24 protein-coding genes, 1 tRNA gene and 1 other RNA gene are annotated in these 21660 nt (G+C 55.7%); 23 read left to right on the plus strand and 3 right to left on the minus strand.

The genetic code is table 11. The annotated features are described in order from the left end of the window. Positions 1-166 precede the first annotated feature (166 nt). The gene (locus ACZ495_RS12200) at positions 167-823 is read right to left on the minus strand and encodes a UbiX family flavin prenyltransferase (RefSeq protein WP_015939279.1); all 657 of its coding nucleotides are present in this window, start codon (positions 821-823) and stop codon (positions 167-169) included. A 223-nt stretch (positions 824-1046) separates the two neighbouring features. Here ACZ495_RS12200 and ACZ495_RS12205 point away from each other — a divergent pair. The 11 genes from ACZ495_RS12205 to ACZ495_RS12255 all read left to right on the plus strand — a co-directional run bounded on the left by ACZ495_RS12205 (position 1047) and on the right by ACZ495_RS12255 (position 7428). Continuing rightward, positions 1047-1123 (plus strand) — tRNA-Arg (locus ACZ495_RS12205). Positions 1124-1401: 278 nt separating this feature from the next. Further along, positions 1402-1475, plus strand: an RNA gene (locus ACZ495_RS12210) — hammerhead ribozyme type II. 203 nt (positions 1476-1678) lie between these two features. After that, positions 1679-2692, plus strand: coding sequence for a helix-turn-helix domain-containing protein (locus ACZ495_RS12215; protein ID WP_464262336.1), 1014 nt, complete (start codon positions 1679-1681; stop codon positions 2690-2692). Next, positions 2693-3145: a TraK family protein gene (locus ACZ495_RS12220; RefSeq protein WP_407845189.1), complete on the plus strand. Its 453-nt coding sequence runs from the start codon at positions 2693-2695 to the stop codon at positions 3143-3145. Positions 3146-3147: 2 nt separating this feature from the next. After that, a complete protein-coding gene (locus ACZ495_RS12225) occupies positions 3148-3876 on the plus strand; it encodes a nucleotide-binding protein (RefSeq protein ID WP_464262337.1) in 729 nt (242 codons plus the stop codon). Positions 3877-3885: 9 nt separating this feature from the next. Beyond that, positions 3886-4146, plus strand: a complete 261-nt coding sequence (locus ACZ495_RS12230) for a hypothetical protein (protein ID WP_464262338.1) — start codon at positions 3886-3888, stop codon at positions 4144-4146. Continuing rightward, a complete protein-coding gene (locus ACZ495_RS12235) occupies positions 4143-4667 on the plus strand; it encodes a hypothetical protein (RefSeq protein WP_072312003.1) in 525 nt (174 codons plus the stop codon). The genes ACZ495_RS12230 and ACZ495_RS12235 overlap by 4 nt, the downstream gene beginning before the upstream one ends. Next, positions 4660-5616, plus strand: coding sequence for a P-type conjugative transfer ATPase TrbB (trbB, locus tag ACZ495_RS12240; RefSeq protein WP_072312002.1), 957 nt, complete (start codon positions 4660-4662; stop codon positions 5614-5616). Before ACZ495_RS12235 ends, trbB begins: the two co-directional genes overlap by 8 nt. Positions 5617-5627: 11 nt before the next feature. Next, positions 5628-5939 (plus strand): TrbC/VirB2 family type IV secretion system protein, encoded by a 312-nt coding sequence (locus ACZ495_RS12245; RefSeq protein WP_072312001.1) that lies wholly within the window; start codon positions 5628-5630, stop codon positions 5937-5939. After that, positions 5939-6238, plus strand: coding sequence for a conjugal transfer protein TrbD (gene trbD, locus ACZ495_RS12250; RefSeq protein WP_072312000.1), 300 nt, complete (start codon positions 5939-5941; stop codon positions 6236-6238). The genes ACZ495_RS12245 and trbD overlap by 1 nt, the downstream gene beginning before the upstream one ends. Before the next feature lie 5 nt (positions 6239-6243). Continuing rightward, on the plus strand, positions 6244-7428 hold the full coding sequence (locus tag ACZ495_RS12255; protein WP_464262339.1) for a toxin co-regulated pilus biosynthesis Q family protein: 1185 nt from the start codon (positions 6244-6246) through the stop codon (positions 7426-7428). Here the strand turns inward: ACZ495_RS12255 and ACZ495_RS12260 are convergent. Next, positions 7406-7729 (minus strand): HigA family addiction module antitoxin, encoded by a 324-nt coding sequence (locus ACZ495_RS12260; RefSeq protein WP_407845191.1) that lies wholly within the window; start codon positions 7727-7729, stop codon positions 7406-7408. The genes ACZ495_RS12255 and ACZ495_RS12260 overlap by 23 nt on opposite strands. A 9-nt stretch (positions 7730-7738) precedes the next feature. Further along, positions 7739-8020, minus strand: a complete 282-nt coding sequence (locus tag ACZ495_RS12265; protein WP_407845192.1) for a type II toxin-antitoxin system RelE/ParE family toxin — start codon at positions 8018-8020, stop codon at positions 7739-7741. 56 nt (positions 8021-8076) lie between these two features. On the opposite strand from ACZ495_RS12265, the gene ACZ495_RS12270 reads away from it, so the two are divergent. The 12 genes from ACZ495_RS12270 (at position 8077) to trbJ (ending at position 21653) form a co-directional block, all read left to right on the plus strand. Beyond that, positions 8077-9666 (plus strand): pilus assembly protein, encoded by a 1590-nt coding sequence (locus ACZ495_RS12270; RefSeq protein ID WP_464262340.1) that lies wholly within the window; start codon positions 8077-8079, stop codon positions 9664-9666. Positions 9667-9668: 2 nt separating this feature from the next. After that, on the plus strand, positions 9669-10937 hold the full coding sequence (gene pilO2 / locus ACZ495_RS12275; protein WP_464262341.1) for a type 4b pilus protein PilO2: 1269 nt from the start codon (positions 9669-9671) through the stop codon (positions 10935-10937). A gap of 67 nt (positions 10938-11004) precedes the next feature. After that, entirely contained in the window at positions 11005-11622 is a 618-nt protein-coding gene (locus ACZ495_RS12280; RefSeq protein WP_407845195.1) for a hypothetical protein, read from the plus strand. 6 nt (positions 11623-11628) lie between these two features. Further along, complete coding sequence (locus ACZ495_RS12285) at positions 11629-13239, plus strand: ATPase, T2SS/T4P/T4SS family (RefSeq protein WP_407845196.1); 1611 nt, start codon at positions 11629-11631, stop codon at positions 13237-13239. 1 nt (position 13240) lies between these two features. Beyond that, the gene (locus tag ACZ495_RS12290; protein WP_072311994.1) at positions 13241-14311 is read left to right on the plus strand and encodes a type II secretion system F family protein; all 1071 of its coding nucleotides are present in this window, start codon (positions 13241-13243) and stop codon (positions 14309-14311) included. Further along, entirely contained in the window at positions 14308-14781 is a 474-nt protein-coding gene (locus ACZ495_RS12295) for a type 4 pilus major pilin (protein ID WP_407845198.1), read from the plus strand. Before ACZ495_RS12290 ends, ACZ495_RS12295 begins: the two co-directional genes overlap by 4 nt. Positions 14782-14783: 2 nt before the next feature. After that, positions 14784-15746, plus strand: coding sequence for an ATPase, T2SS/T4P/T4SS family (locus ACZ495_RS12300; protein ID WP_072311992.1), 963 nt, complete (start codon positions 14784-14786; stop codon positions 15744-15746). Continuing rightward, positions 15743-16165, plus strand: coding sequence for a type IV pilus biogenesis protein PilM (gene pilM, locus ACZ495_RS12305; protein ID WP_072311991.1), 423 nt, complete (start codon positions 15743-15745; stop codon positions 16163-16165). The genes ACZ495_RS12300 and pilM overlap by 4 nt, the downstream gene beginning before the upstream one ends. Beyond that, positions 16165-17304 carry a shufflon system plasmid conjugative transfer pilus tip adhesin PilV gene (pilV, locus tag ACZ495_RS12310; protein ID WP_072311990.1) on the plus strand — a complete coding sequence of 380 codons (1140 nt, stop codon included), beginning with the start codon at positions 16165-16167 and terminating at the stop codon, positions 17302-17304. The genes pilM and pilV overlap by 1 nt, the downstream gene beginning before the upstream one ends. A gap of 8 nt (positions 17305-17312) precedes the next feature. Further along, positions 17313-17888, plus strand: a complete 576-nt coding sequence (locus tag ACZ495_RS12315) for a lytic transglycosylase domain-containing protein (RefSeq protein WP_464262342.1) — start codon at positions 17313-17315, stop codon at positions 17886-17888. A 516-nt stretch (positions 17889-18404) separates the two neighbouring features. Next, positions 18405-20834 (plus strand): VirB4 family type IV secretion/conjugal transfer ATPase, encoded by a 2430-nt coding sequence (locus tag ACZ495_RS12320; protein ID WP_464262343.1) that lies wholly within the window; start codon positions 18405-18407, stop codon positions 20832-20834. An 18-nt stretch (positions 20835-20852) separates the two neighbouring features. Next, the gene (gene trbJ / locus ACZ495_RS12325) at positions 20853-21653 is read left to right on the plus strand and encodes a P-type conjugative transfer protein TrbJ (RefSeq protein ID WP_072311986.1); all 801 of its coding nucleotides are present in this window, start codon (positions 20853-20855) and stop codon (positions 21651-21653) included. Positions 21654-21660: the final 7 nt, after the last annotated feature.

Below are 21660 nucleotides of genomic sequence, written 5' to 3' on the forward strand. Positions count from 1 at the left end.
GTTTTGCCGTTGTTTCTGTCCTGTCGCGAAAAGTGGCAGCCGCCGCGCAGTATATGCGTCCCGACGCGCAAACTGTAAATATTGCGGAGCCTGCGCAGGTCTGCTGCTGTTTGGGGTGGCGGAAAGCCTGAGGCGGCTGGAGTGCGGTGTTCCGTACGTGTTGCAGTTAGCCCGGCCATCGGCCCAGATTGTGCGGCAGGCCTAGCTGGTCGAAAATTCTGCCGCACAGGTGCAGCAGCAGGTCATCCACGCTTTGGGGTTTAAGATAGAAGCCCGGGCAGAGGGGCATGATAACTGCTCCGGCTTCATGCAGGGCAAGCATGTTGCGCAGGTGAATGGCCGAAAGCGGGCTTTCCCTCGGGACCAGCACCAGCGGCAGCCGCTCTTTGAGGGCCACATCCGCCGAACGCTGCACGAGGTTGCGTGTGGCTCCCGAGGCTATGGCCCCGAGTGTACCCATTGAGCACGGCGCAAGGATCATGGCCGCAGGCTCAGGACCGCGCCGCCACCATGAGCCGCTGGAGGGCCCGGCCCCCAGGTTTTCCGCGTCGTGAACGTGGTGCGCGTACTGGGCGAGTAGCTCCGGGCCGGATTCGCACTCGGCGCGCAAGACCGCATGCGCGCCTTGCGAAATGATGCAGTGAACACGCACATGGGGCATGGCCGCCAGGCTGCGCAGCAGACATGCCGCCAGCGGCATGCCGCTGGCGCCGCTGACGCCCACCAGAATGTCGCGCGGCCGGGTGCCGGGCGAAAGAGCGGGCATGGCGGCGCGGTTGTCTGTCTGGTCTGCCGCAGCGGTTGGGGATATGGCGCTTGTCATGATTATTCTCCCTGCTGCTTGCATACCTGACAAGAAGGTTGCACGCAAACTGGCAAAAGTCCTGCGGCGCCGGCCTGCTGCAAGGTCGGCCCGCGGGAGGCGATAGAATGAAGGCATCCGTGGGCTAAAGAACAGGCAAGCCAACAGCAGTCCTCCGGCACGCTCTGTGTTGCTTGCGGCCTTGACAGGGAAGGCGAGTCGGCATATCAAGACAGTTCTTAATGCGCCCGTAGCTCAGCCGGATAGAGCGTTGGCCTCCGGAGCCAAAGGCCACAAGTTCGAATCTTGTCGGGCGCGCCAGCAAGAAAAAAGAGCCTCAAAAAAATCCCGAGTACCCCCAGCACTAAAGTAACCCGGATTGCCTTCGCAATCTGGGTCTTGGTGCTTGGCTTGCTCACCATACACGAACTCCCCGGACAGCATGATCTTTTTTTATGCTGGCCGGGGAGTTCGTGTTTCTGTGCATATGGGGTCCATATAAAAATAAATGGGGGGAGCCATGACTGACACGACGACCACAATCACGCCGGAAGCAAAGGTGCGAAGGTTGCGGGCTGATTACGAATGAAAATTGCGTAAGGCGAAACGCTGGTGCTTTTGCGTCCAGCGTCGTCGTGGGGTAGGTGCCCACGGCCTGACGAGCCAGCCGCCCGGATCGACTCAAGCGCAGGAGCGTTGTTGAGAAAAACATAGGCCGGAAAAAGTAAAAGCCTGACTGTCTCACCAGTCAGGCTCATCTGCGGGAGTGATCCGCAAATATTTTATGGATCAACTCTAGCCGAAAGGCTTAGCGGCGTCAAGCTCCGCATCTCTGTTTTGCGCTCTTTTTTCGTGGTCTGTCTGGAGTGATCGGACATGGAATCTTTTGTCCCAAAGGGCCAGATTACTGGTCCCATTTTGCCCTCTTTTGTGTTGCGAGAAAAGCTCTCGGCTGGAGCAAAACTGTTGTACTCTATTCTTTGCTATTACGCATTTGACAAAGATCACTGCTGGCCCTCGCACAAAACTCTGGCTCAGGAAACGGGATATTGCGTTTCAAGCATCAAGAACTGGTTGCGCGAGTTGAAGCATGCCCGGCTGCTGGCGATCCGGCGTACGGCCTACAGTTCTTCCACCTATGTGCTGTTGCGGCCCCGGACTGAGGCCACTTCGAGGGGCGCTGGGGCCACTCCTTCGCCCAGCAAGAGGGAGCCAAACTTTGGCTACCCCCAGCCAAAGTTTGGCTACAGAAAAGAATCTAAAGTAAATCTAGAAATATATCCCCCCTTACCCCCCAAGGACTGCGCAACGCCCCCCTGCGCAATTCATGCCCGCCGCAAGAGGGGTGGGGGGGATTTTATTTCAGCAAATTCCATTTTTGAACGCCTGTGGGCAGTTTATCCCCGGAAAGAAGCGAAAGAATCTGCCCGGGCCGTATGGCATCGGCTTTGGCGCTGCCGTGCCCTTCCGGCTCTGGCCGAGCTGCTGGCCTCGCTGGAGAGATTCAGGACGTCAAGGCAGTGGCTCAAGGAGCACGGTCGATTCGTACCGTTCCTTGTCAACTGGCTCCGTGGGCAGCGCTGGCTGGAGGACGCGCCGGAGGCCGGATCGGCCACTACTCCAGAAAGAGAGCAAGAGGTCCGGCACTGTGTGGAACGTCTGGAGGAGCGGCATCGGCCTGATCCGGCCATTGAGGCTGCTCGACCACGTTTTGAGGCGTTTTTATCGTGTTTTGCCGATGGACAGCGCAAACGCGGCCCCGCCTGGGGTTTGTGGAGTCTGCTCCACAGCCAGGGCAAAGCGCCGCATGAGGAAGATGTGGATACGTCGATGGGCATTCTGGACTTTCTCACCCAATGGCGAAGCCGCTTGATAGGGCAGGCGGCATAAATGGCAGAGGCAAAGGGACTTAGGCCGGGTATGGCTCGTGTGCAATTTCTGGCCGTTCAGCACGAAGTGAAGACGCTGCTGGAGCAGGGGCACACCTATGCCAGCGCCTACGACATGCTCAAGGATCAGAAAAAAGTGTCCATGTCCTACCAATCCTTTAGGAAACATATCCACAAATATTTGCAGCCTCGTGCTACACTGGACGGTTCTGTTCCTTCGGCTCCGGTGCAGCAATCTCCGGTGAAAAACTCATTAAGCCTACAACCTTCAGCTGTAGCAGCTCCGGCGCCCCTCGCAAATCATGGAATCGAGCCAGCCGCCCTACTGGAGTCCGGCTCAGTGCATCAGACGTCTGTGGCAATTCGTAACGGGCCCATTCGGGTAGCTAGCAAAAACTCACAATTCGACTCAAACGACTTTGATGTCAATGAACTTGGCCCTACCAGGGAGTAATCATGGCCACAATACATTTTATACTGCAAGGGAAGGGCGGGGTGGGAAAATCCATGGTCGCCGTTTTGCTATATCAGGCCCTTGAGCATTTCGAGAAAGAGGTGCTTGCCTATGACACAGATCCGGTCAACACGACGTTGGCATCATTCCGGGAATTTAACGTGACAGCGCTGAACATCATGAAGGACGGCAATATCAACGCCCGCATGTTTGACGCGCTTCTGGAATACCTGGCCAATGCCCCGGAAGGATCGCATGTCATTGTGGACAACGGCGCATCCTCTTTTCTTGCCTTGGGCAGATACATGGAAGAATCCGAGGTGCTGCCTATTCTGACCGAGGCCGGACATGCAGTTTTTTTTCATTCAATTGTGGCCGGCGGCCAGGCCATAGGTGATACGCTGAAAGGTTTGGCCCGCCTGGCGGTGAATTTCCCTGAATCGCCTCTAGTAGTCTGGTTGAATCCCTATTTTGGCGAAATCGCTCTGGATGGCCAGGAATTCGAAGAATTTCAAATCTACAAAAAATATTCCCCTCAGTTTCATGCCCTGATCCGATTGCCGGAAGGCAACAAAACGCTGATCGGCAAGGACCTGGAAGAACTGCTGGCCAAGCGCCAGAGCTTTGCCGCGGGCATCAACGGCAGCTCCACTTCCATTGCAGTGAAGGCGCGCCTGCGGCGCTACTGGAACCAGATTCTTGCTTGTGTCGAGCAGGCGGATCTTCTGTAGGAGGCATACATGTCCAGAGCTGGAAAATACAAATTTACACTGAAGCTTTTCGGGACTGAAGGGTCCGATAACGTGCGTTGCGAATCTAAATTCACTCCTGCCTACAATGTACAGGAATTTGAAAAAAACTATATAGTTCTACTGACAGGTATACGTATTACCCACCTTGTTTCTCTTATGAGAAATCCTGAATTTGATGAGCAACTAGCTGAATTAATGTTTCGTTTTTCTGACAATTTACCTGCGGAAGAAAAGGAGGCGAACACATGAGCGACGATCTGCCTCCTGATGAAAGCTTGCAGGACTGGCCGAATGAAGCGCCTGGTCTCGCCGCCGGTGCTGCTGTCGTAACGCCGCAATCTCCGTCCGTCCCCGAACCGGATCAATGTCTGCCGGACGGCATAGGCCTGTCCGTGGAGAACGTGCGTGCCATGCTGGCCAGAAAACACGACCTGGCAGTGCCCAAGGACGATCCGTTGCTGATGATGGTCACAATCCAGAATGCTTTTTTGCAGGAGCAAAGCAAGCTCCAGAAAAAGCACGAAACGGCACTGGCAGGCTTCATGGGCGAGCAGACGGATGTCTATGTCAGGAGCGTAGCAACCAGTGTGTCCGCATTAGAGAAAACTCTGTCCGACGTGACCATCAACGGCATCCGGGATGCAGTCTCGGACTTCGCGGCCGCGCTGTCCGGATTCAAGACCACGCTCTATCTTTGCACGGCCATCATGGCGCTTTCCGCTCTGGTCAATGTGGCCGTCTTTGTGCTGAAGGCGGTGCAACATGGATGATCGCCTGCTGGAGAGCCTGGAATACAACTGTGGCCCTCTGATCATGGAGGCGCTACGGGATGAGACGGTGATTGAAATCATGCTCAACCCGGACGGAAAACTGTGGATTGAGCGTTATGGCCAGGAACAGGAATGCATTGGCGATCTCCCACTGGTGCAGGGAAAGCAGATCCTTTCGCTGGTTGCCAGCGCCCTGGGCAGCACGGTAGACGCGCTTCATCCAGTGGTTGAAGGGAGCTTTCCACTGGACGGCTCCCGCTTTGAGGGTACGTTTCCGCCTTTGGTTGGACCAGGCGCATCTTTTTCGAACCGAAAGAAAGCGTCACGGCTCATTACCATGCAGGAATATCTGGCGCAGGGAGTAATAACGCCTGAAGTGCCGCCTATTATCCGTTCCGCCATTCTGGACCGGAAAAATATTGTTGTGGTGGGTGGAACCTCCAGTGGCAAGACGACATTTGTAAATGCCATTATTCATGAACTGGATGAACTTTGTCCTCATGACCGCCTGCTGATTTTGGAAGACACGGCGGAACTTCAGTCCAAAAGTCCCAACACCGTATTTTTCCTCACTTCGGATCTGGCCGGCATCGGCATGCGCCAACTGGCGAAGGTCAGCATGCGCTATGCGCCACGCCGCATTCTTGTGGGCGAGGTGCGCGACGCGGCCGCTCTGGAATTACTCAAGCTCTGGAACACGGGGCATCCGGGGGGCATCGGCACCTTCCATGCGGACAGCGCGGAAGAGGCTCTGGAGCGCTTGGAAGAACTCGTGGAAGAGGCCGGTGTCGGTTCCAAGCAAAAGCTGATCGGCCGCGCCGTTGACCTGATTGTCTATATGGAAAAGACGCCCGCAAACAGGCGCCGTCTTGCTTCAATCATTTCCGTAAACAAATTCAATGCGAAAGAGGGACGTTACGAAACAACGCCTCTCTATTCAGCTGTCTGATGGGAGCGACAATGTACAGGGGCTTTTTCTTTATTGCTCTGATTTTCTTTTTTGGAGTCTGCCCGGATCTGGCCTTGGCCAGCGGCGGTATTTCGGAGTTCACCGGCCCTCTTGAAAAGGTCGTTAACACGATTACCGGCCCGGCGGGTAAGCTCATAGGCGCAGTTGGTATGGCACTTTGCGGCATCTACATGATCGTGAACAAGGATGATATTTCCGGCGGCTTTAAATATGCGCTTAATACTGTGTTTGCAATCAGTTTTTTGGCTTTTGCTGTAAGCATGATGAACTCACTTTTCAGTTTTTCGGGAGCGGTGGTCTGATGGAAGTCCGGCGTATTCCCCTATATCAGTCACTGCACCGACACAACCTTGTGCTTGGCGCGGAGCGCGAACTGGCCATGGGCAGTTCCCTGATTGCTTTGCTTGTCGGTAGTGGTGTGACGTTCTTTTCCGGGGTTTCCGCCTTTGCATTCTGGCTTGTGTCCATGTTCCTGCTTCAGCGCATGGCCAAGGCGGATCCACTTATGAGCAAAGTGTGGATGCGGCATGTGAAACAGCAGGTTTTTTACAGTGCCAGATCAAGCCGCTGGCGGCCCCTGGAAGGGTTCAAGGCAAGGTGATTCCAATGAAGAAAGCTAAGAGCGTTCTGATTTTTTGCCTGCTTTGTGTCTCTGGCTGTGTCATGCACAAGAGCACTTCCGTCTCATTTGATGGCTTGAGTAGCGAATATTCCGTCGATGCGCAGGCCCTCGCGGCTCAGACGGCACTTGAGCTGGGTAAACGCCATGCGCCCACACATACTTCTGTATCTCTGGACCGCGTACCGGGTGTATTCGGTGAGGTCCTGGAGCAAAAGCTTCGCGCAGACGGTTTTTCTCTGGGTTCTTCTGGCCTTGGAGTTAATTACAAACTGGATGTGCTAGACGCCGACGGCTCTCCAGCGCTGGGCTATGTACAAGTAGCCTGTTCTGACGGACAGATGTTCAGCCTTACGCGCGAAGTGTTCAAAGGCACAGAACCTCCCTTTTCAGCGCCGGTGCAGGAAGATCATCCGCTGGAATCCCGCCCGCTTCCGGAGCGTTCGCCTATGGCGATCGCTCCTGATCATGTATCCGTAGCGACCATGCCGGCCGCCACTCCCCGCGTCAAGGTATACCCCGTAAGAAAAGCGGCTACTGCCGCCGTTGTGGCCAGGCGCAGCGGCGTTCCGGTCAAGGATTTTTGTCGCTGGAACAATGTCTTCCCCAATACAACGCTGTCCAAAGGTACCCCGGTCCATCTGTCAGAGCCGCCGGTTGATGCCATTCCCGTAGCTTCCGCAGCTCCCGTGCCTGCTGATCTTCCCAATGGGCAGTCCGCTCCTCGGGGCACAACACCTGCGCCCATACCCGTGCCGGGATCTTTGCCCAGCCGCACCCAAGCCTCACCGGCGCTGGAAACAAGCAGACTTGGTACCCCAGTATCCTATACGCCGGTTGCCGTGAGCACGCCGACTACACAAGTTACCCCGTCCGCAGTCACGCCGAGTGCTGAACCGCCTGTTGCGGCTCCCGTCATCGAGGCCGTCCCTGTCTGGGAAATCCACAAAGGCGCGATGCTGCGCAATCTGATGGAAGGTTGGGGTGCCATCGCGGGCTACAGTGTGATCTGGAATGCTCATAACGATTACGAAATGCGGAGCTCCGCAACCTTCTCCGGCGTCTTCGTGGACGCGGTGAAAAACTTCTTTGCGGCTCTTCAGGCCAACGGCCTTGCCCTGCGTGTGACCATCTACCAGGGCAACAAGGTCATGGAAGTGTCGGAACACTAGACGCGGCAGGATGAGGATGAACACGAGACAGAATTTTGTCGCGCTTACCGGAATAGGCCACCATGTCAAGTTCGTAAGAGACTTGGCAGTTGAGCCAGAATTCCGCGCTGTTGCCAAAGTAGGCAGCAAGGCGCACCGCCGTATCAGCGGAGATACCACGCTTGCCAGCAATAATGCCCTGAACACGGCTCTGCGGCATTCCAGTGTCCAGCCCAAGGCGAGTCTGGCTTATTCCCATGGGCTTCAAGAAGTCCTCATCCAAAATTTTACCTGGATGCACGGGCAACATGCGGTCACTCATGGTGTCCTCCTAATGATAATCAACAATTTCAACAAAATGAGCATTCCCATCCTTCCAAACAAAACAAATTCGCCACTGGCTGTTGATGCGGATGCTATGCTGCCCGCCTCGATTTCCCTTGAGAGCTTCCAGCCTATTCCCAAGGGGAACGCGCAAGTCATTCAAAGAGACGGCGTTGTGCAGGACTTTGAGCTTGCGCATGGCAACACGTTGGATGTCTGGGGGCAAGCCAACGACACGAAATCCCAAGAACAGTTTTTCTGCCCTACTGTCTTTAGGGCTCATTATCATGACAATAAGATAACACTAAAAACGTATTACTGCAAGCGTATAGTTGGGGTAGCCTCATGAATTGCAACCATATATCGCGTAGTCTCTTTCTCCTTATTTTCCTTGGAGTAATGCTTTTTGGCTGCGCCCATAAAAGCGCGCCGGACCAGGAACTCATAGAGGGCAAGGGGCGGGACTTCACGACGCTCTCGCGCTCCAGGGCCGTGGACGTGGTTGCCGAACCCTATGTGGGCGTCAAGGCCGTGCCCATCCGGGCGGATGAGCAATCCCAAGCGGCACTCAATACCCGCGTCACCCTGCGCAAGCGCGGAACTCTGTCTGACATAGCCGCCACCATAGCGGACATGACGCCGCTGACGGTGCAGGTGGGCGCGGATCCCGCGCCCCTGACCGGCGGGCAGAAAAAGAGCGACGGTCAATCCGGATCAGGCGATAGCGGCCTTGCCTTGCCTGATCTGCTGGATGTGCCTGCAGGCGGTACATTGCGGATGCTCAATATTTCCTATGAGGGTCCGTTGCGCGGCCTGCTGGAGCATGTGGCCATCGCATCGGGCTATGGCTGGGATTTTGACTCCAGAACAAATACCGTTGTCTTTTCCCGGCTGTCGGTCCGTACATTCACTTTGCTGGGTATCCCAGGCGCGAAAAAATATACGGACCAGATCACCAACAAATCCCGTGAGACAACGCGCTCCAGTATAGGTGGTTCCAATGTCAACCAGACGGTAGCCACGGCGGATACCTCCAGCCAGACAGCGCAATCCAATACTACTGAATACAGATTTGACATCTGGGCGGATACGGAAAAAGCCGTCAAGGCCCTGCTTTCGGCGGAAGGCAGCGTGGTGGGCAACCAGGCCGCCGGGACCATTACGGTCCGTGACCGTGCAGAAAATGTCCGCCAGATCGCCAGTTATATTGCCGAAACCAATAAGCGGCTGTCCCGCCAGATTGCGCTTCTCATCAATGTGTGGGCGCTGGAAGTCTCGGACGAGAATGAGGCAGGCCTGGATCTGCAAGCCATTTTTGCCAATAACGACGTTTCCATTGTGGCGGGCAGTCTGTCTGCTCTGGGCGGACCAGGTACGGCCAGCGCCACTATCGTTTCCGGCAAGCTCAAGGACAGCAGGGGCGTCCTGAAGGCTCTCAAGCAGTGGGGCAACGCCACTCAGGCAACATCAGGCGGCGGTCTGGTGGTTTCCAATCAGCCCTTGTCCGCACAGGCTATCCATAAGACCAACTACATAGCCGGTTCGTCCACGTCGCAGTCGGATTACGGCCAGACAACAGAAATTACGCCCGGCGAAGTAACGACCGGCTTTTCGATGACGGTTATTCCGCACATTCTGGAGCGACGGCGTGTGCTCCTCCAGTACACCATCAATCTGGTCCTGTTGGATGAGTTAAAGGAATATTCCACCAAAGATTTGGCCATTCAATTGCCAAAAACCAGCACCCGTGCCTTTACGCAACGTTCGTCCATGCAGATGGGTCAGACGCTGGTGCTGGCCGGGTTTCAGGATCAGTCACAAAAACTGGCCAATTCACTGGGCCTGCTGAACTTCGGACGTGGCACCAAGTACGGCAAAACCCTGCTGGTAGTCACCATGCAACTGGAAGCCGCCGGCGGCGGGACCGAGGACTAATTATGCGTATGGTGCTCATCAACAAGCGCTCCTGGGCCGTAGGACTGGACTGGTCTTCTCCCCGGATGGAAAAGCTCTCCCGTCGGCGTCTGCTGGATATGGCACAACGAATAGATCGGTCCTTTGACATGGTTGCCGTACAGCAGCGCCTGTACGGCTTTGGATCCAGCGGCGGCCAGCCTGAAGACTGGAGTAAAGCCCGTTCCCTGGCGGCGTTCATCCAGCTCCCGCCGTCCTTCCTGGGGCTGTTCGCCCTGGAAGATGTGCAGGGAGAATCTTTCTGGTGGGTCATCGGCCGTCAGAACGGCCAGAATGTGGGCCAGGGCGACGCGGTCTATGTGACGCGCCAAGAGGCGGAACAGGAACTGAAAAGCCTGAATGAACTGCTGGACAACAGCATCGCGGAAGTCGTCACACAGGATGACCCCACGCGGAGCCTTGCCTGGCTGGAACCTCTGGTGCATGTGGGACCGGGCGCGGTGCTGCGTCGGCGCGGCTGCCTTGAATCGCTCCATGAAGCGCCCGGACGAGTTTCGCCGGCGGTCCTTGGCGCGGGTCTGACTGTGGGCCTGCTGATCGGCGGCGGTCTGGCTTTCAATGCATGGCAGGAGCACCAGGCGCAGCAGATAGCATTGGAGTCGGCCCGGCTGGCAAAATTGAACAAAGAGCAGCGCCGTCAGGAACTGCTTGCCCATCCGGAGAACTATTTCGAGCAGATCTGGACGCAAGTTCCCCTGGCCGTGGACGTGGCCGTACCCTGCATGGAGGCGCTGTTGGCCCAGCCTACGGTAGCCAATGGCTGGATGTTGTCTGAAGCCTCCTGCGCGGGGCGTACCGTCAGCGTCACCTGGGCGCACCAGAGTCAGGCAGATTTCCTGAGCCTGCCGGCAAAGGCAACATTAAAAAGCCCGCAGCTCGCCGTATCACGGATGCCCCTGGCTACAGAGCGGAAGGCCCGCGCCGGCCAGAAATATCCCGGCATCCTGACGCAGGAAAGTGCCACCAGGTATCTTTACCAGATTACCCAGAAGGCGGGGGCCCGTCTGCGTTTAACCTTTCATAAGCCGGAAAAGCGCAGCATTGACAAGGTGGAGCTATCGTCTCCTTGGGTCAGGGGAGAATGGAGTCTGAGCGCTGTTCCCGGTTCCCTGCTGCAAGAGCGCGCACTCTGGCGTGCCTTGTCTGCCTTGCCGGGCCTGACGCTGGAGCGGATCAGCTTCAAAAATGAAGTCTGGATGCTTCAGGGAAATATCTACGCCAAGGAAAAATGAAGGTCTGAAGCAGAATCCGATGTCATCAAGGTGCAAGCATTCCGTGCAAGTACAAGGGGATAATACCATGCAAATCACGAAAAGAGCAAAAATCATCTGGGGCATTTTCCTTGTCTTGCTGCTGGCGTTAGGCGGCCTGCTGTGGATGCGGCTAATGCCGGTCTCCTCCGAGCCTCCCGTGTCCAGGGATGTGCCCGTCAAGAAAAAAGCGGCTCCCGCGAAAACGGACAAAGCGGACACACCTGCCAAAGGCGCTGTCGCACCTACTGATGCCGGCATAGCCGTCATGCCCGTCATCGCCGGGAATCTGGGGAAGATTTCGGAACTTAGAAATACACTGGAGGAGGAAACACTGGAGGTCCAGATTGAAGAAAAAAGGGCCAGAAAAAGGGAACTCCAGCGTTCCGGCGCGCCGGTCCCCACGCTTTCTCTGCCGGCTCTGACGCCGCCGGCGTCTCCGTCACCCGCTCCGGCAACAGAACGCCGCGCTGCCAGCACAGGCGGATTGCGGGTAATTTCCGTGCAGGGCGTAGATAACCGGCTCTCGGCCACGGTACGTACCGGATCCGGCCAGACAGTCGTGCATAGGGGATCCCGCCTGGGCGACTCCGTGGTGACGGAAATATCCCGCCAGGGCGTGACTATCCGCCGTGGCGGGAAAACCAGCACACTTCCTTTTGAGTGAGACGCCATGAAGACCAGTGTCAGCAGCACAGCCCCTGAAGCCATTTTTTTCGAAGATTTTGAACTGGTTTCGGAAAAAGTCCGCGGCAAGGTGGCCCTGATCGATGGAGTGCTACATATTTCTGAAGACCTCAAGGGCAATCTGGATATGGTCGCTCTGGTGTCCCGACTACGGCGCCGGGGTATCTCTTCGTTGCAGTTCCACAAGCCCAGTGAATTTGAGAAAGAGTATGCCAAGTACGCGGTACGCCGTGCTCTGGGCGAAAATGAAATCCAGCAACTCGCCATAGACCTGATCGCCCGCGCTTATAAGGCTGGCGCATCGGACATACATATTGTGGATACGGGCACCTATACCCGCATCAAGTTTCGCATTCTGGGGCTGATGCGGGAAGATTCACAGTTGGAAGCGGAAACCGGCCGCCAGATGATTTCCACTATTGCCGGTGTGTTGGGCAAGACGGCCGATTCACCTGGCTTCAATGCCGTTGAGCGTCTGGACGGGCGTATCGTCAAGCGGGATTACCTGCCGGAAGGTGTGCATTCCGTGCGTATTCATACGGAACCCACTGAATGTGCCCATGCGGAAAGCGGTACAGGCACGTTCATGGCCTTGCGTCTGCTGTATGATTCCACGCAGGCCACGGGCGCGCTAACAGAGCGGCTTACCACTCTGGGATTTGCGGAAAGCCATTGCCGGGACATGGACTTCCTGACCAAACGTACTGGCCTGACGGTGATTTCCGGTCCCACGGGGCACGGTAAATCTACAGTTCTGAAGCATACGATGGAGGCCCAGACGGAAAACACGCCCGAAAAAGCCTATCATTCCGTGGAGGATCCACCGGAGTTCCATATGCGCGACGTGAACCAGATCAAGGTCACGACCAAGGATGAAGGCGATTATGACCGGAGCAGACGGGCCACCGCATACATCAACGCTATTGCCGGAGCCATGCGCTCAGACTCCGACGTCCTGATGATCGGTGAAATACGTTATCCGGAAGCTGCTGTGGCAGCCATTGACGCGGCCCTGACCGGTCAGTCCGTCTGGGCGACGGTACACGCCAACAATGCCTTCGGCATTGTCACCCGTTTTGAAAGTATGTTGAGGTCCGCCGGCTATCTTGATCCTCTGGATGTGCTCTGCGATCCCAACGTGCTGGCCGGTTTGGAATATCAGCGCCTGATCCCCAAACTTTGCCCGCACTGCAAGATTCCCTGGCGTGAAATCAAGCATGAAGAACGCACCTTGCACATTCCCGACGATGTATATCAACGCCTTTCCAGCGTTCTGGAGTTGGAGGAACTTGAGGGCGATTCCCGGCACGAGGGGATTTTCGTTCAGAATCATGATGGCTGCCCCCACTGTCTGGCCGGATTGAGAGACCAGACCGTGGCTGCGGAAGTGGTTGTACTGGACATGGACATTCTCGGCCCTCTGCGTGCCGGCAAGCTGCTGGAAGCCCATACGATCTGGCGGGAAAAAGGTGGCATGACCTATATAGAACATGCCCTCCAGCATGTTCGCCAGGGCCTTGTGGATCCTGTGTGGACGGAAAGCCGCCTGGGTGTTCCCTGGACATTCAACAAGTTCTTTGACCAACGGGTGATGTGAGATGGATATGCAGGATATTCTCGCCCGCCTGTCTTTTGATGCGGGAACCCGCATCCGGACCTGGAAAAAACTGGCCATGCAGGCACAATATGGCCTGCCGCTCAAGGATTGCCTGAACAATCTGCGAGATCAGACGCAACGTCGTAATCCGGTATTGTCCAGGGTTTTTGATCAGGTGCTGAAGCATATAGGCAGTGGGCATCATCTGGATACGGCCCTGACGGGCTATGCCTCGCCGGAAGAAATCATGCTGATCGCTTCCGGGCAGAAAGCCGGTAAACTCCCTGATGGCCTGCGTATGGCTGCCGAACTGCTGGAAGCCCGCCGCAGAATTGTCGGGGCAGTGACCGGGGCTCTGGCCTATCCGCTTTTCCTCTTCTTCATGGCAATGGGCATGCTGGCCATTGTGGCGCTGTATGTCATGCCGGAACTTGTGCAGCTCTCTGATCCAGGGAACTGGACCGGTTTCGCGCGCGGTTTATATCTCATAAGCACATTCATCGGCTCCTGGGGCGGCATTGTCCTGCTTGCCGCCCTGGTGGGCGGATGCGTGGGCCTTGTGGGCACGCTGCCGCTCTGGACCGGCCCGGCCCGGAAGATAGCCGACAGATTCCCCCCCTGGTCCATGTACCGCCTGACGGTTGGCGGCGTCTGGTTGTTCACCTTGTCCACGCTGATGCAATCCGGCATGCAGCTTTCGCATATCCTCAACACCATGCTGGCCTCGGAAAATACGGGCCCCTACCTGCGCGAGCGGATCCGGGCCATCAGCAATCAGGTGGGCCGGGGCGAGAACATCGGGGAAGCCATGTATCTCGCCGGCCTGGATTTTCCGGACCGGGAGCTGATCGACGACTTCCGCGCCTATGCCGGCCTGCCGCATTTCAAGGACCAACTTCAGGATTTTGCCCGCGACTGGCTTCAGGAAGGCATTGCCGCCATCCAGTCCAAGGCTCGCCTGCTCAATATTGTCTTTCTTATGCTGATTATCGGGCAAATGCTCCTGATCGCCCTGTCGGTCATGGATCTCCAGTCACAACTTTCAACACAAACAATGGGTGATATCCGATGAATATGATGGAGATGCTTGGGGTGCTTTTAATAGCTCTCATAATTATTGCCGGCTCCGCGGTTTACCTTAACTCCGGCTTTTCAAAGTCCAAGGTGGCGTCCCTGGAACAGGATATTGTGACCATGCGCATGCAGATCCAGCAGCTTTTTGCCAGCTCATCGGACTATAGCGGCCTGGATGATACCACAGCCATCAAGGCTGGTGTGGTGCCAACGAATCTGATCAAGGGAAGTCGTCTGAAAACCCCCTGGGGTGGTGAAATCAACTTGTCCACCAACGACTCCCACGGCAGCTTTACCATTGAGCTGTCCGGCATTCCTCAGAATGAATGCACCCAACTGGCCAAATTCCAGACGGACGCATGGCTCTCGGTGAGTGTGAACGGCAATATCCTGGATAGCGACAACACCATTACGGACATCGTGAACGCCTGCACAAAAAGCAACACGATCGCTTACGAGGCCCGCTAGCCATGCCTTTGACGGAGATACAATTCAGCGATCTATTGCTGTTCCCTGACGGCTCCGCGCGCCTGAAAGGCTGCCCCGGTGCCGGGCCACAACTCGTTCCCGTGCCGGAGGCCTGCGCATCGGAAGTGGCTGATCTGCCGGATTTGCTTGGAAAACATGGACAGGCCGCCATGCGCTACCGGCATAGGGACATCACCTATCGTGTGGCCAGGATCGATGACGTGGACGGTCAACGGATATGGTTCCTGCGTCGGCTTGCGGAGACAGTACCGTCGTTTGAATCCCTTGGGCTGTTGCCGGTACTTTGTTCCTGGCTGATGGGCGCGGAACAGCGCCAGGGACTGATCCTGTTCTCCGGCGCGCAGGCCTCCGGCAAGACGACCACGGCCAGCGCTTTTGTGGCCAGACGCCTTGAGGTCTACGGCGGGCATTCCGTCACCTTTGAAAATCCAGCGGAATTGCCTCTGGCCGGAAGCTGGGGCCAATATGGTTACTGTTTCCAGACGGAAATCACCAGCGAAACAGAACTTGCTCAGGAAATAGAACGTGCCCACCGTTATGCCTCACCGGACATTATTTTCATTGGAGAAATCCGGACGCGCCATGCAGCTCTGGAAGCCTTGCGCGTCTCTCTGGGTTCCAGCCGCCAGCTCGTGGTGGCCACCATCCACGGACAGGACGTGATCACGGCCCTGGAACGGCTTGTCACCTGGGCGCGGGAACTGGACGGCGACAATGCCGGCCAGAATCTGGCGGACGCCCTGCTGGCAGCGGTCCATCTTTCCCTGGAAATCGGCCCGGACGGTAGCTGTTGCCTGACTTCACCACAGTTTCTCCTGCTGCCCTTCAAAGACTCGTCACGTGGCATCCGGGTCAAACTGAGAAACGGACAGTTCAGCACACTGACGGACGACATGCGTGAACTCAAAGCGCGGATCGCGAACAAGGGGGAGCAGGCCATATGAAGATTATGGCGGTGCTTGCGCTTCTGCTTGGCGTTATGGCCATTCTTTCGCCATCCGTAAGCTACAGGGATGAATATGCCCCTGCGGCCCGGAGCATAGCGCTGAATTACGCCGTCTATCGTAATGCGGCCTTCCTCTACGCCCTGAAGCACAAGCCCAATGGGAGCATACCTCGGACGTCACTGGAGTTGCCTGCCGGCTGGCATGCCATGCGCACATGGAATGTACGGGTGGAAGGTGGGCGCTGCTATGTATGGGGTCCGGCTTCAGCGGAAGAAATCTCGGCCACCTGGGAATTTTTCCAGGGGAGTTTTGCCGTGGGGCGGGCTGAAAACGGGCGTTTGATGCCGGATGGGCGTACGTCACTGCCGGCCTTCATTCCTGTTGGCAGTCTGGTCAGCGTGGTGGAGGTGAACTGATGAAGCTTTTTGAGATTATTGGTGTGCTGCTGCTTATGTCTATTCTCATACCCAGACTGTCGGACATGGCATTCATGGGTATTGTGGACACGCAGAAGCGCCAGGCGGCCGATCATCTGGGCTTGATCAGCCGGGCTTCGGCCGGCTACGTGCGCAAACATCAGACGACCCTGAACGCGCAGGCTTCGGCCACATCCGGCCCAATGGTTTCCGTGGCGGATCTGGTCAGCGATGGGCTGCTGCCGGATGGCTTCAAAGGCCGTAATGTTTGGGGGCAATCATATGACATTTACGTCCGTAAGGATGCTGTCAGTGGACACTTGCGCGCCGTGGTGCTGACCACGGGGGGGCGGGGCAATGAGACTGACAGATTTCTCAATGTGATCGTCCCCGGCGCTGCCGGGCTGCTGGGCGGCTCCGGCGGCTTTGTCCCTACCGGTATTGTGCCTGGGCAGGCAGCCGACATCTTGCAGGGTGCCGGAGGAGGCTGGGCTGTCTCCCTGACCGGTATGGGGATTCCTTCTCCTGGCCCTGGTCATCTCGGAGTCCTGACCAGTTTTGACTCCACAGCTCTTGGCCAAGACTTTCTTTATCGTGTTGCGGTCCCGGGACATCCGGAACTGAACGCAATGCAGACCGAACTGGATATGACGGATCATGCGATCCGGAATGTTTCGGAACTCCAGTTTGAAGAACGGGAGATTTCCGGCGAGTCCTGCGCCAGCGCCGACGAACAGGGCCGTGTTTTTCTGGATCGCGTCCAGGGCCTCTATCTCTGCCGGAACAACTCTCTGGAACTCATCGGGGACTCCGGCAATTCCACACTGCTAAAAAACGTTACTGTGGCCAAAAACGGGGACCGGATCACAAAACCGGTCTGCGCTCCCGGCACAGGTACGGCTCCGGCCGTTTTTACCTCCCCCTCCATTGCTGAAGCCGGGCCGGAAGCGCCGCCTCTGACGTCCTTCCAGACCTGGGCCACGTCCCTTTCTGACACAGAATGGCAGGTCCACATGCGCGTCCAGACCGGGAACAAGAGACTGGATGGGTCCGATGACGAAGGCTGGGTCTATCCGGCTGACGACTATGGTCGGATCATGGTGCTGGCCATGTGCATTAAGCAACCGGAAACGCCGTAAGGAGTAGAATGAAGTCCTCAAATAAAAAAATTTACATGGCATACTACAGAAAACTTCTATCGCTTCGCAAGCATGCCACGCTGCTTTTCGCGTTGCTCTTTGCCGTCCCGGCCCATGCCGCCGCACTCCATGAGCGCCAGCAGGAACTGGAGCCGCTGTTTGACGCACCCTGCGCCCGCTATCAGGTGCCCAAGGTGCTGGCCTTGGCCATCGCCCGTCAGGAAAGCGGCTGCCATCCCTGGATACTCAATATCTCCGGCCGCGACGTGCGGCCCCGCTCCAAAGAAGAAGCCCTGCGTTATGCGCAGTGGGCAATGCGCGCCGGTCGCTCCTTCGACGTAGGCGTCATGCAGGTGAATTCCTACTGGATCCGGAAGCACGGCTGGCCGCTGGAACAGGTGCTGGATCCGGCCAACAACGTCAAGATCGGCGTCTGGATCCTGGCCCAGGAAATCCGGCGTCACGGTCTCAACTGGAAGGCCGTCGCCTACTACCATACGCCGCTTCATCGTAACCCGGAACGGGGCAGGCAGTACGCGCAACTGATTCTTGGGCATGTGAAGAAGATTTTGGAGAAAAAATAGAATGTCAACTGATAAATGTCGTTACCATAGCACTAATATGCATGTCAGATATGAAAGATTGTTTTTGTTTGTATTTTTTATATCTTTTATTGCATTATGTATTTTGAATTATTGCTTGAATAGTTTTTCATTATTAAGACTAACAGTAATATTTTTAATATCACTCAAAATTGGAGCATTTGTTATTATATATATTTATTCATCAATAGCGAAAAGTATAATAATAAAGATATTTTCATTTGGTCTACTTTGTACAATATTTTATTCAATTTATCTTATATTATCCAATGATAGATTTTAATAATAAAAGAAAGCTAAAAAAGAAGAAAATTGCAGCCATAAACATAAATGAAATATATGATGACATCTTATTTTCTGTTGAGAATGATATATTTTTAAAGTCTATATTTTCTTCTTTTGAATAGTTTATAAGTTCACCTCAAAGAAAGATTTGATGATCCTGACAGCTTTTTGAAGAAAATTAAATATTTCCACCTCTTATTGTGGAGTTGAATAATGCTGAAACTACAGGACTTCCGCTCCCAGGCCAAGGGCCTGCCTGACCTTCTGACGTATGCGGCTCTGATCGAGCCGGGCATCATACTCCAGAAGGACGGCTCCTTCCTGGCCGCCTGGGAGATCCGTGGGGAAGACATGGACAGCGCCACGCCGGATGAACTTGCCTATGTATCGCAGCAGTTCAGCAATGCCGTGGCCCGTCTCGGCACCGGCTGGATGCTCCATGTGGACGCCTGCCGGACAAGGCAGCGGGCATACCCGGACGCTGCTCGCTCACATTTCCCGGATCCTGTTTCCCAGGCCATCGAAGACGAGCGCCGCGCCTTTTTTGGCGAAGGTCTGTGTTACAACACGGCCACTTTCCTGACCGCCACTTTTCTCCCCAATTACACTGTGACCAAAATGGCGGGCGCTGCTCAGGTTGGTGTGGAAAACATGCCGGTCCTGGAAAAAAGCCTCAAGATTTTCAAGGACGCGCTCCTTGAGTTCGAGGACGGCTGCGCGGCCGTATTACGCATGACACGCCTTCAGGAATATGAGTTATATGACAGCTCAGACAGGGCCTTTCTGCATTCTGACCTGCTGGCCCACCTGGAATTCTGCATTGCCGGCGTCCTGCAACCTGTGCGGGTCCCTGCTGTCCCTATGTACCTGGATGCAATACTGGGCAGCCGCGATCTCGTCGGCGGCCTGATTCCGCGTCTGGAAGACGGGCTGGAGAAAAAGCATATGGCCGTCATTTCTATTGACGGCCTGCCGCAAGAATCCTGGCCCGCCATGCTTGCGGGTCTGGATTCTATGCCGTTTGAGCTGCGCTATTCCACGCGCTTCATATGTCTGGACCAGTATGATGCGGAAAAAGAAGTCACAACCTATGTCAAGGGCTGGAATCAGCGCGTTGTGGGACTTCTGGACCAATTCATGAGCACTCCCAACCCAAAAATCAACCGTGACGCCTTGCGCATGCGAGAGGATGCGGAAGAAGCAAAGCTGGCAGTACAGTCCGGTCTGGGTGCAGGGTATCTGTCTTCTACGGTCATTCTCCTTGATGAGGATGTGAATGCCTTGCAAGACAATGCCCGTGAGCTGCGCCGGATGATTCAGACTCAGGGCTTTGGTTGCCGTATCGAATCCATCAATGCTCTGGAAGCCTGGCTGGGCAGTCTGCCCGGCAACAGTTATGCCAATGTCCGGCGGCCCCTGCTGACTACCCTGAATCTGGCGGACCTGTTGCCTCTGCAGTCGGTCTGGACAGGCTCTCCGGTGAATCCGTGTCCCTTCTATCCGCCAGATTCCCCGCCTTTGGCAGTTTTTCTGACAGATGGTTCCACGCCGTTCTGGTTCAATATTCATGAAGGGGATCTGGCTCACACTGCCATCTTTGGGCCGACAGGTTCAGGCAAATCCACGCTGCTGGCCACTATCGCCGCGCAATTTCTACGCTATGAGCATGGACGGATTTTTGCCTTTGACAAGGGCAATTCCCTTTTTCCGCTCTGCGACGCCACGGGCGGCGATCACTATGAGATCGCCACGGAAGACAGTCTGTGTTTCACGCCCCTTCAGCGCATTTACGAAAGCGGTACAGAAATGGCCTGGGCGGAAAACTGGATCGAAAGTCTGCTGGAACTTCAGGGTATGGCCGTGCTGCCGGCGCACCGTGAGGCTATCCACAATGCGATGGCCGGACTGGCCACGCAGCCGGAACACATGCGCACCTTGTCGCATTACATGGACGCGGTGCAGGACATCTCCATCCGCCAGACCCTGGCCTATTATACGCAGCGCGGCACGATGGGCATGCTTTTGGACGCCCGGACGGACAATCTTGGCACATCCCCTTTCGTCGTTTTCGAGATGGAGGAACTGATGAAAAAGGGAGACCGTAACCTGATTCCCGTGCTGACGTATCTCTTTCATCGCATTGAGAAGGCTCTGGACGGCAAACCCGCGCTACTGATTCTGGATGAAGCGTGGGTCATGCTCGGCCATCCGGTATTCCGCGACAAGATCCGCGAGTGGTTCAAGGTGCTGCGCAAGGCCAACTGCGGTGTGATCCTGGCCACACAGAACCTGTCCGACGCCAAAAACAGCGGCATTATGGATGTGATCCTCACGTCCTGCCCCACGGTCATTTATCTGCCCAACAGGCAGGCCCGTAACGACGACGAGTACGCCTTCTACCGGAGCTGCGGTCTCAATGATCGCCAGATCGGAATTCTGGCCAACGCCACCCCCAAGCGGGATTATTACATGGTCAACCCCTCGGGCCGCCGTCTCTTCCAGCTTGGGCTCGGTCCGGTGGCGCTGTCCTTCACCGGCGTTTCCGACAGAGAAAGCATTGCCCGGATCAAGTTCCTCAAGCAGCAATACGGCAAAGACTGGCCCTGGATCTGGCTCAAGGAACGCAACGTCACTGCCGCTTAACTCCAAAGGGGAAAAGATATGCGTATGTTACTGTCTCTTGTCTGCATCCTGTCCATGACTGTGCCTGCTGTTTCTCAAGCAAAGGCTGTGTACTGCACCAATTGCAGCAACAGAGTGACGCAGGCCATTGAAAAGGCCACCAGCATAGAACAGCTCAAAACACTGCTCAAGGAATATGACGAGGCCATTCAGCAGACTGCTGCACAACTTCAGATGGTACAGCAGAATATCGAGCAATATACCAATATGGTCCAAAACACCGTGATGCTGCCCGCGAATCTCATCCGGAAAATTTCTTCCGAACTCTCCAAAGTCGGAAAGATCACGGGTGCTCTAACTACGATGCGTAATGACGTCGTGGGATTGGGGAATGTCTTTGACGGTCTGTACCAGGCGCAAAGCGAACTGAAAGACCTGGCCAACATGCCTCGAAGCATGTTGGGGCAGGGGAGCATGACTTACCGCACGAACTGGGATGGCTGGAGCCGTCGAGTAGATGACTCCACCCGGGCGACATTCCAGCTCTCCGGCCAGCAGCTCAAGGACCTGGAAGAATCCGGCGAACTGGAAAGCTACATGAATGAACTGCTCTCCACCCCGGACGGGCAGCAAAAGGCCCTCATGGCCGGCAACCAGCTTGCCGCCCTGCAAATACAAGAGGCTCGCCAACTCCGTGAACTCATTGCAACCAAGATTCAATCGGATCTGGCGAGCCAAACAAAGGCGGAAAAGGAAAGTCAGATAGAACGGGAACTACACAGAAAAATGTTAAATAATTTTGAACAGATAGATAAAAATTCTTATCCTGACCCGTTTTAGATATTGG

This window comes from Desulfovibrio sp. GTC20076, from assembly GCF_055385905.1.

What these genes read in the sequence shown, in the direction of transcription:
- ACZ495_RS12200 (WP_015939279.1), bottom strand. Translation starts at nt 823, where the DNA reads ATGACAAGCGCCATATCCCCAACCGCTGCGGCAGACCAGACAGACAAC.
- ACZ495_RS12215 (WP_464262336.1), top strand. Translation starts at nt 1,679, where the DNA reads ATGGAATCTTTTGTCCCAAAGGGCCAGATTACTGGTCCCATTTTGCCC.
- ACZ495_RS12220 (WP_407845189.1), top strand. Translation starts at nt 2,693, where the DNA reads ATGGCAGAGGCAAAGGGACTTAGGCCGGGTATGGCTCGTGTGCAATTT.
- ACZ495_RS12225 (WP_464262337.1), top strand. Translation starts at nt 3,148, where the DNA reads ATGGCCACAATACATTTTATACTGCAAGGGAAGGGCGGGGTGGGAAAA.
- ACZ495_RS12230 (WP_464262338.1), top strand. Translation starts at nt 3,886, where the DNA reads ATGTCCAGAGCTGGAAAATACAAATTTACACTGAAGCTTTTCGGGACT.
- ACZ495_RS12235 (WP_072312003.1), top strand. Translation starts at nt 4,143, where the DNA reads ATGAGCGACGATCTGCCTCCTGATGAAAGCTTGCAGGACTGGCCGAAT.
- trbB (WP_072312002.1), top strand. Translation starts at nt 4,660, where the DNA reads ATGGATGATCGCCTGCTGGAGAGCCTGGAATACAACTGTGGCCCTCTG.
- ACZ495_RS12245 (WP_072312001.1), top strand. Translation starts at nt 5,628, where the DNA reads ATGTACAGGGGCTTTTTCTTTATTGCTCTGATTTTCTTTTTTGGAGTC.
- trbD (WP_072312000.1), top strand. Translation starts at nt 5,939, where the DNA reads ATGGAAGTCCGGCGTATTCCCCTATATCAGTCACTGCACCGACACAAC.
- ACZ495_RS12255 (WP_464262339.1), top strand. Translation starts at nt 6,244, where the DNA reads ATGAAGAAAGCTAAGAGCGTTCTGATTTTTTGCCTGCTTTGTGTCTCT.
- ACZ495_RS12260 (WP_407845191.1), bottom strand. Translation starts at nt 7,729, where the DNA reads ATGAGTGACCGCATGTTGCCCGTGCATCCAGGTAAAATTTTGGATGAG.
- ACZ495_RS12265 (WP_407845192.1), bottom strand. Translation starts at nt 8,020, where the DNA reads ATGATAATGAGCCCTAAAGACAGTAGGGCAGAAAAACTGTTCTTGGGA.
- ACZ495_RS12270 (WP_464262340.1), top strand. Translation starts at nt 8,077, where the DNA reads ATGAATTGCAACCATATATCGCGTAGTCTCTTTCTCCTTATTTTCCTT.
- pilO2 (WP_464262341.1), top strand. Translation starts at nt 9,669, where the DNA reads ATGCGTATGGTGCTCATCAACAAGCGCTCCTGGGCCGTAGGACTGGAC.
- ACZ495_RS12280 (WP_407845195.1), top strand. Translation starts at nt 11,005, where the DNA reads ATGCAAATCACGAAAAGAGCAAAAATCATCTGGGGCATTTTCCTTGTC.
- ACZ495_RS12285 (WP_407845196.1), top strand. Translation starts at nt 11,629, where the DNA reads ATGAAGACCAGTGTCAGCAGCACAGCCCCTGAAGCCATTTTTTTCGAA.
- ACZ495_RS12290 (WP_072311994.1), top strand. Translation starts at nt 13,241, where the DNA reads ATGGATATGCAGGATATTCTCGCCCGCCTGTCTTTTGATGCGGGAACC.
- ACZ495_RS12295 (WP_407845198.1), top strand. Translation starts at nt 14,308, where the DNA reads ATGAATATGATGGAGATGCTTGGGGTGCTTTTAATAGCTCTCATAATT.
- ACZ495_RS12300 (WP_072311992.1), top strand. Translation starts at nt 14,784, where the DNA reads ATGCCTTTGACGGAGATACAATTCAGCGATCTATTGCTGTTCCCTGAC.
- pilM (WP_072311991.1), top strand. Translation starts at nt 15,743, where the DNA reads ATGAAGATTATGGCGGTGCTTGCGCTTCTGCTTGGCGTTATGGCCATT.
- pilV (WP_072311990.1), top strand. Translation starts at nt 16,165, where the DNA reads ATGAAGCTTTTTGAGATTATTGGTGTGCTGCTGCTTATGTCTATTCTC.
- ACZ495_RS12315 (WP_464262342.1), top strand. Translation starts at nt 17,313, where the DNA reads ATGAAGTCCTCAAATAAAAAAATTTACATGGCATACTACAGAAAACTT.
- ACZ495_RS12320 (WP_464262343.1), top strand. Translation starts at nt 18,405, where the DNA reads ATGCTGAAACTACAGGACTTCCGCTCCCAGGCCAAGGGCCTGCCTGAC.
- trbJ (WP_072311986.1), top strand. Translation starts at nt 20,853, where the DNA reads ATGCGTATGTTACTGTCTCTTGTCTGCATCCTGTCCATGACTGTGCCT.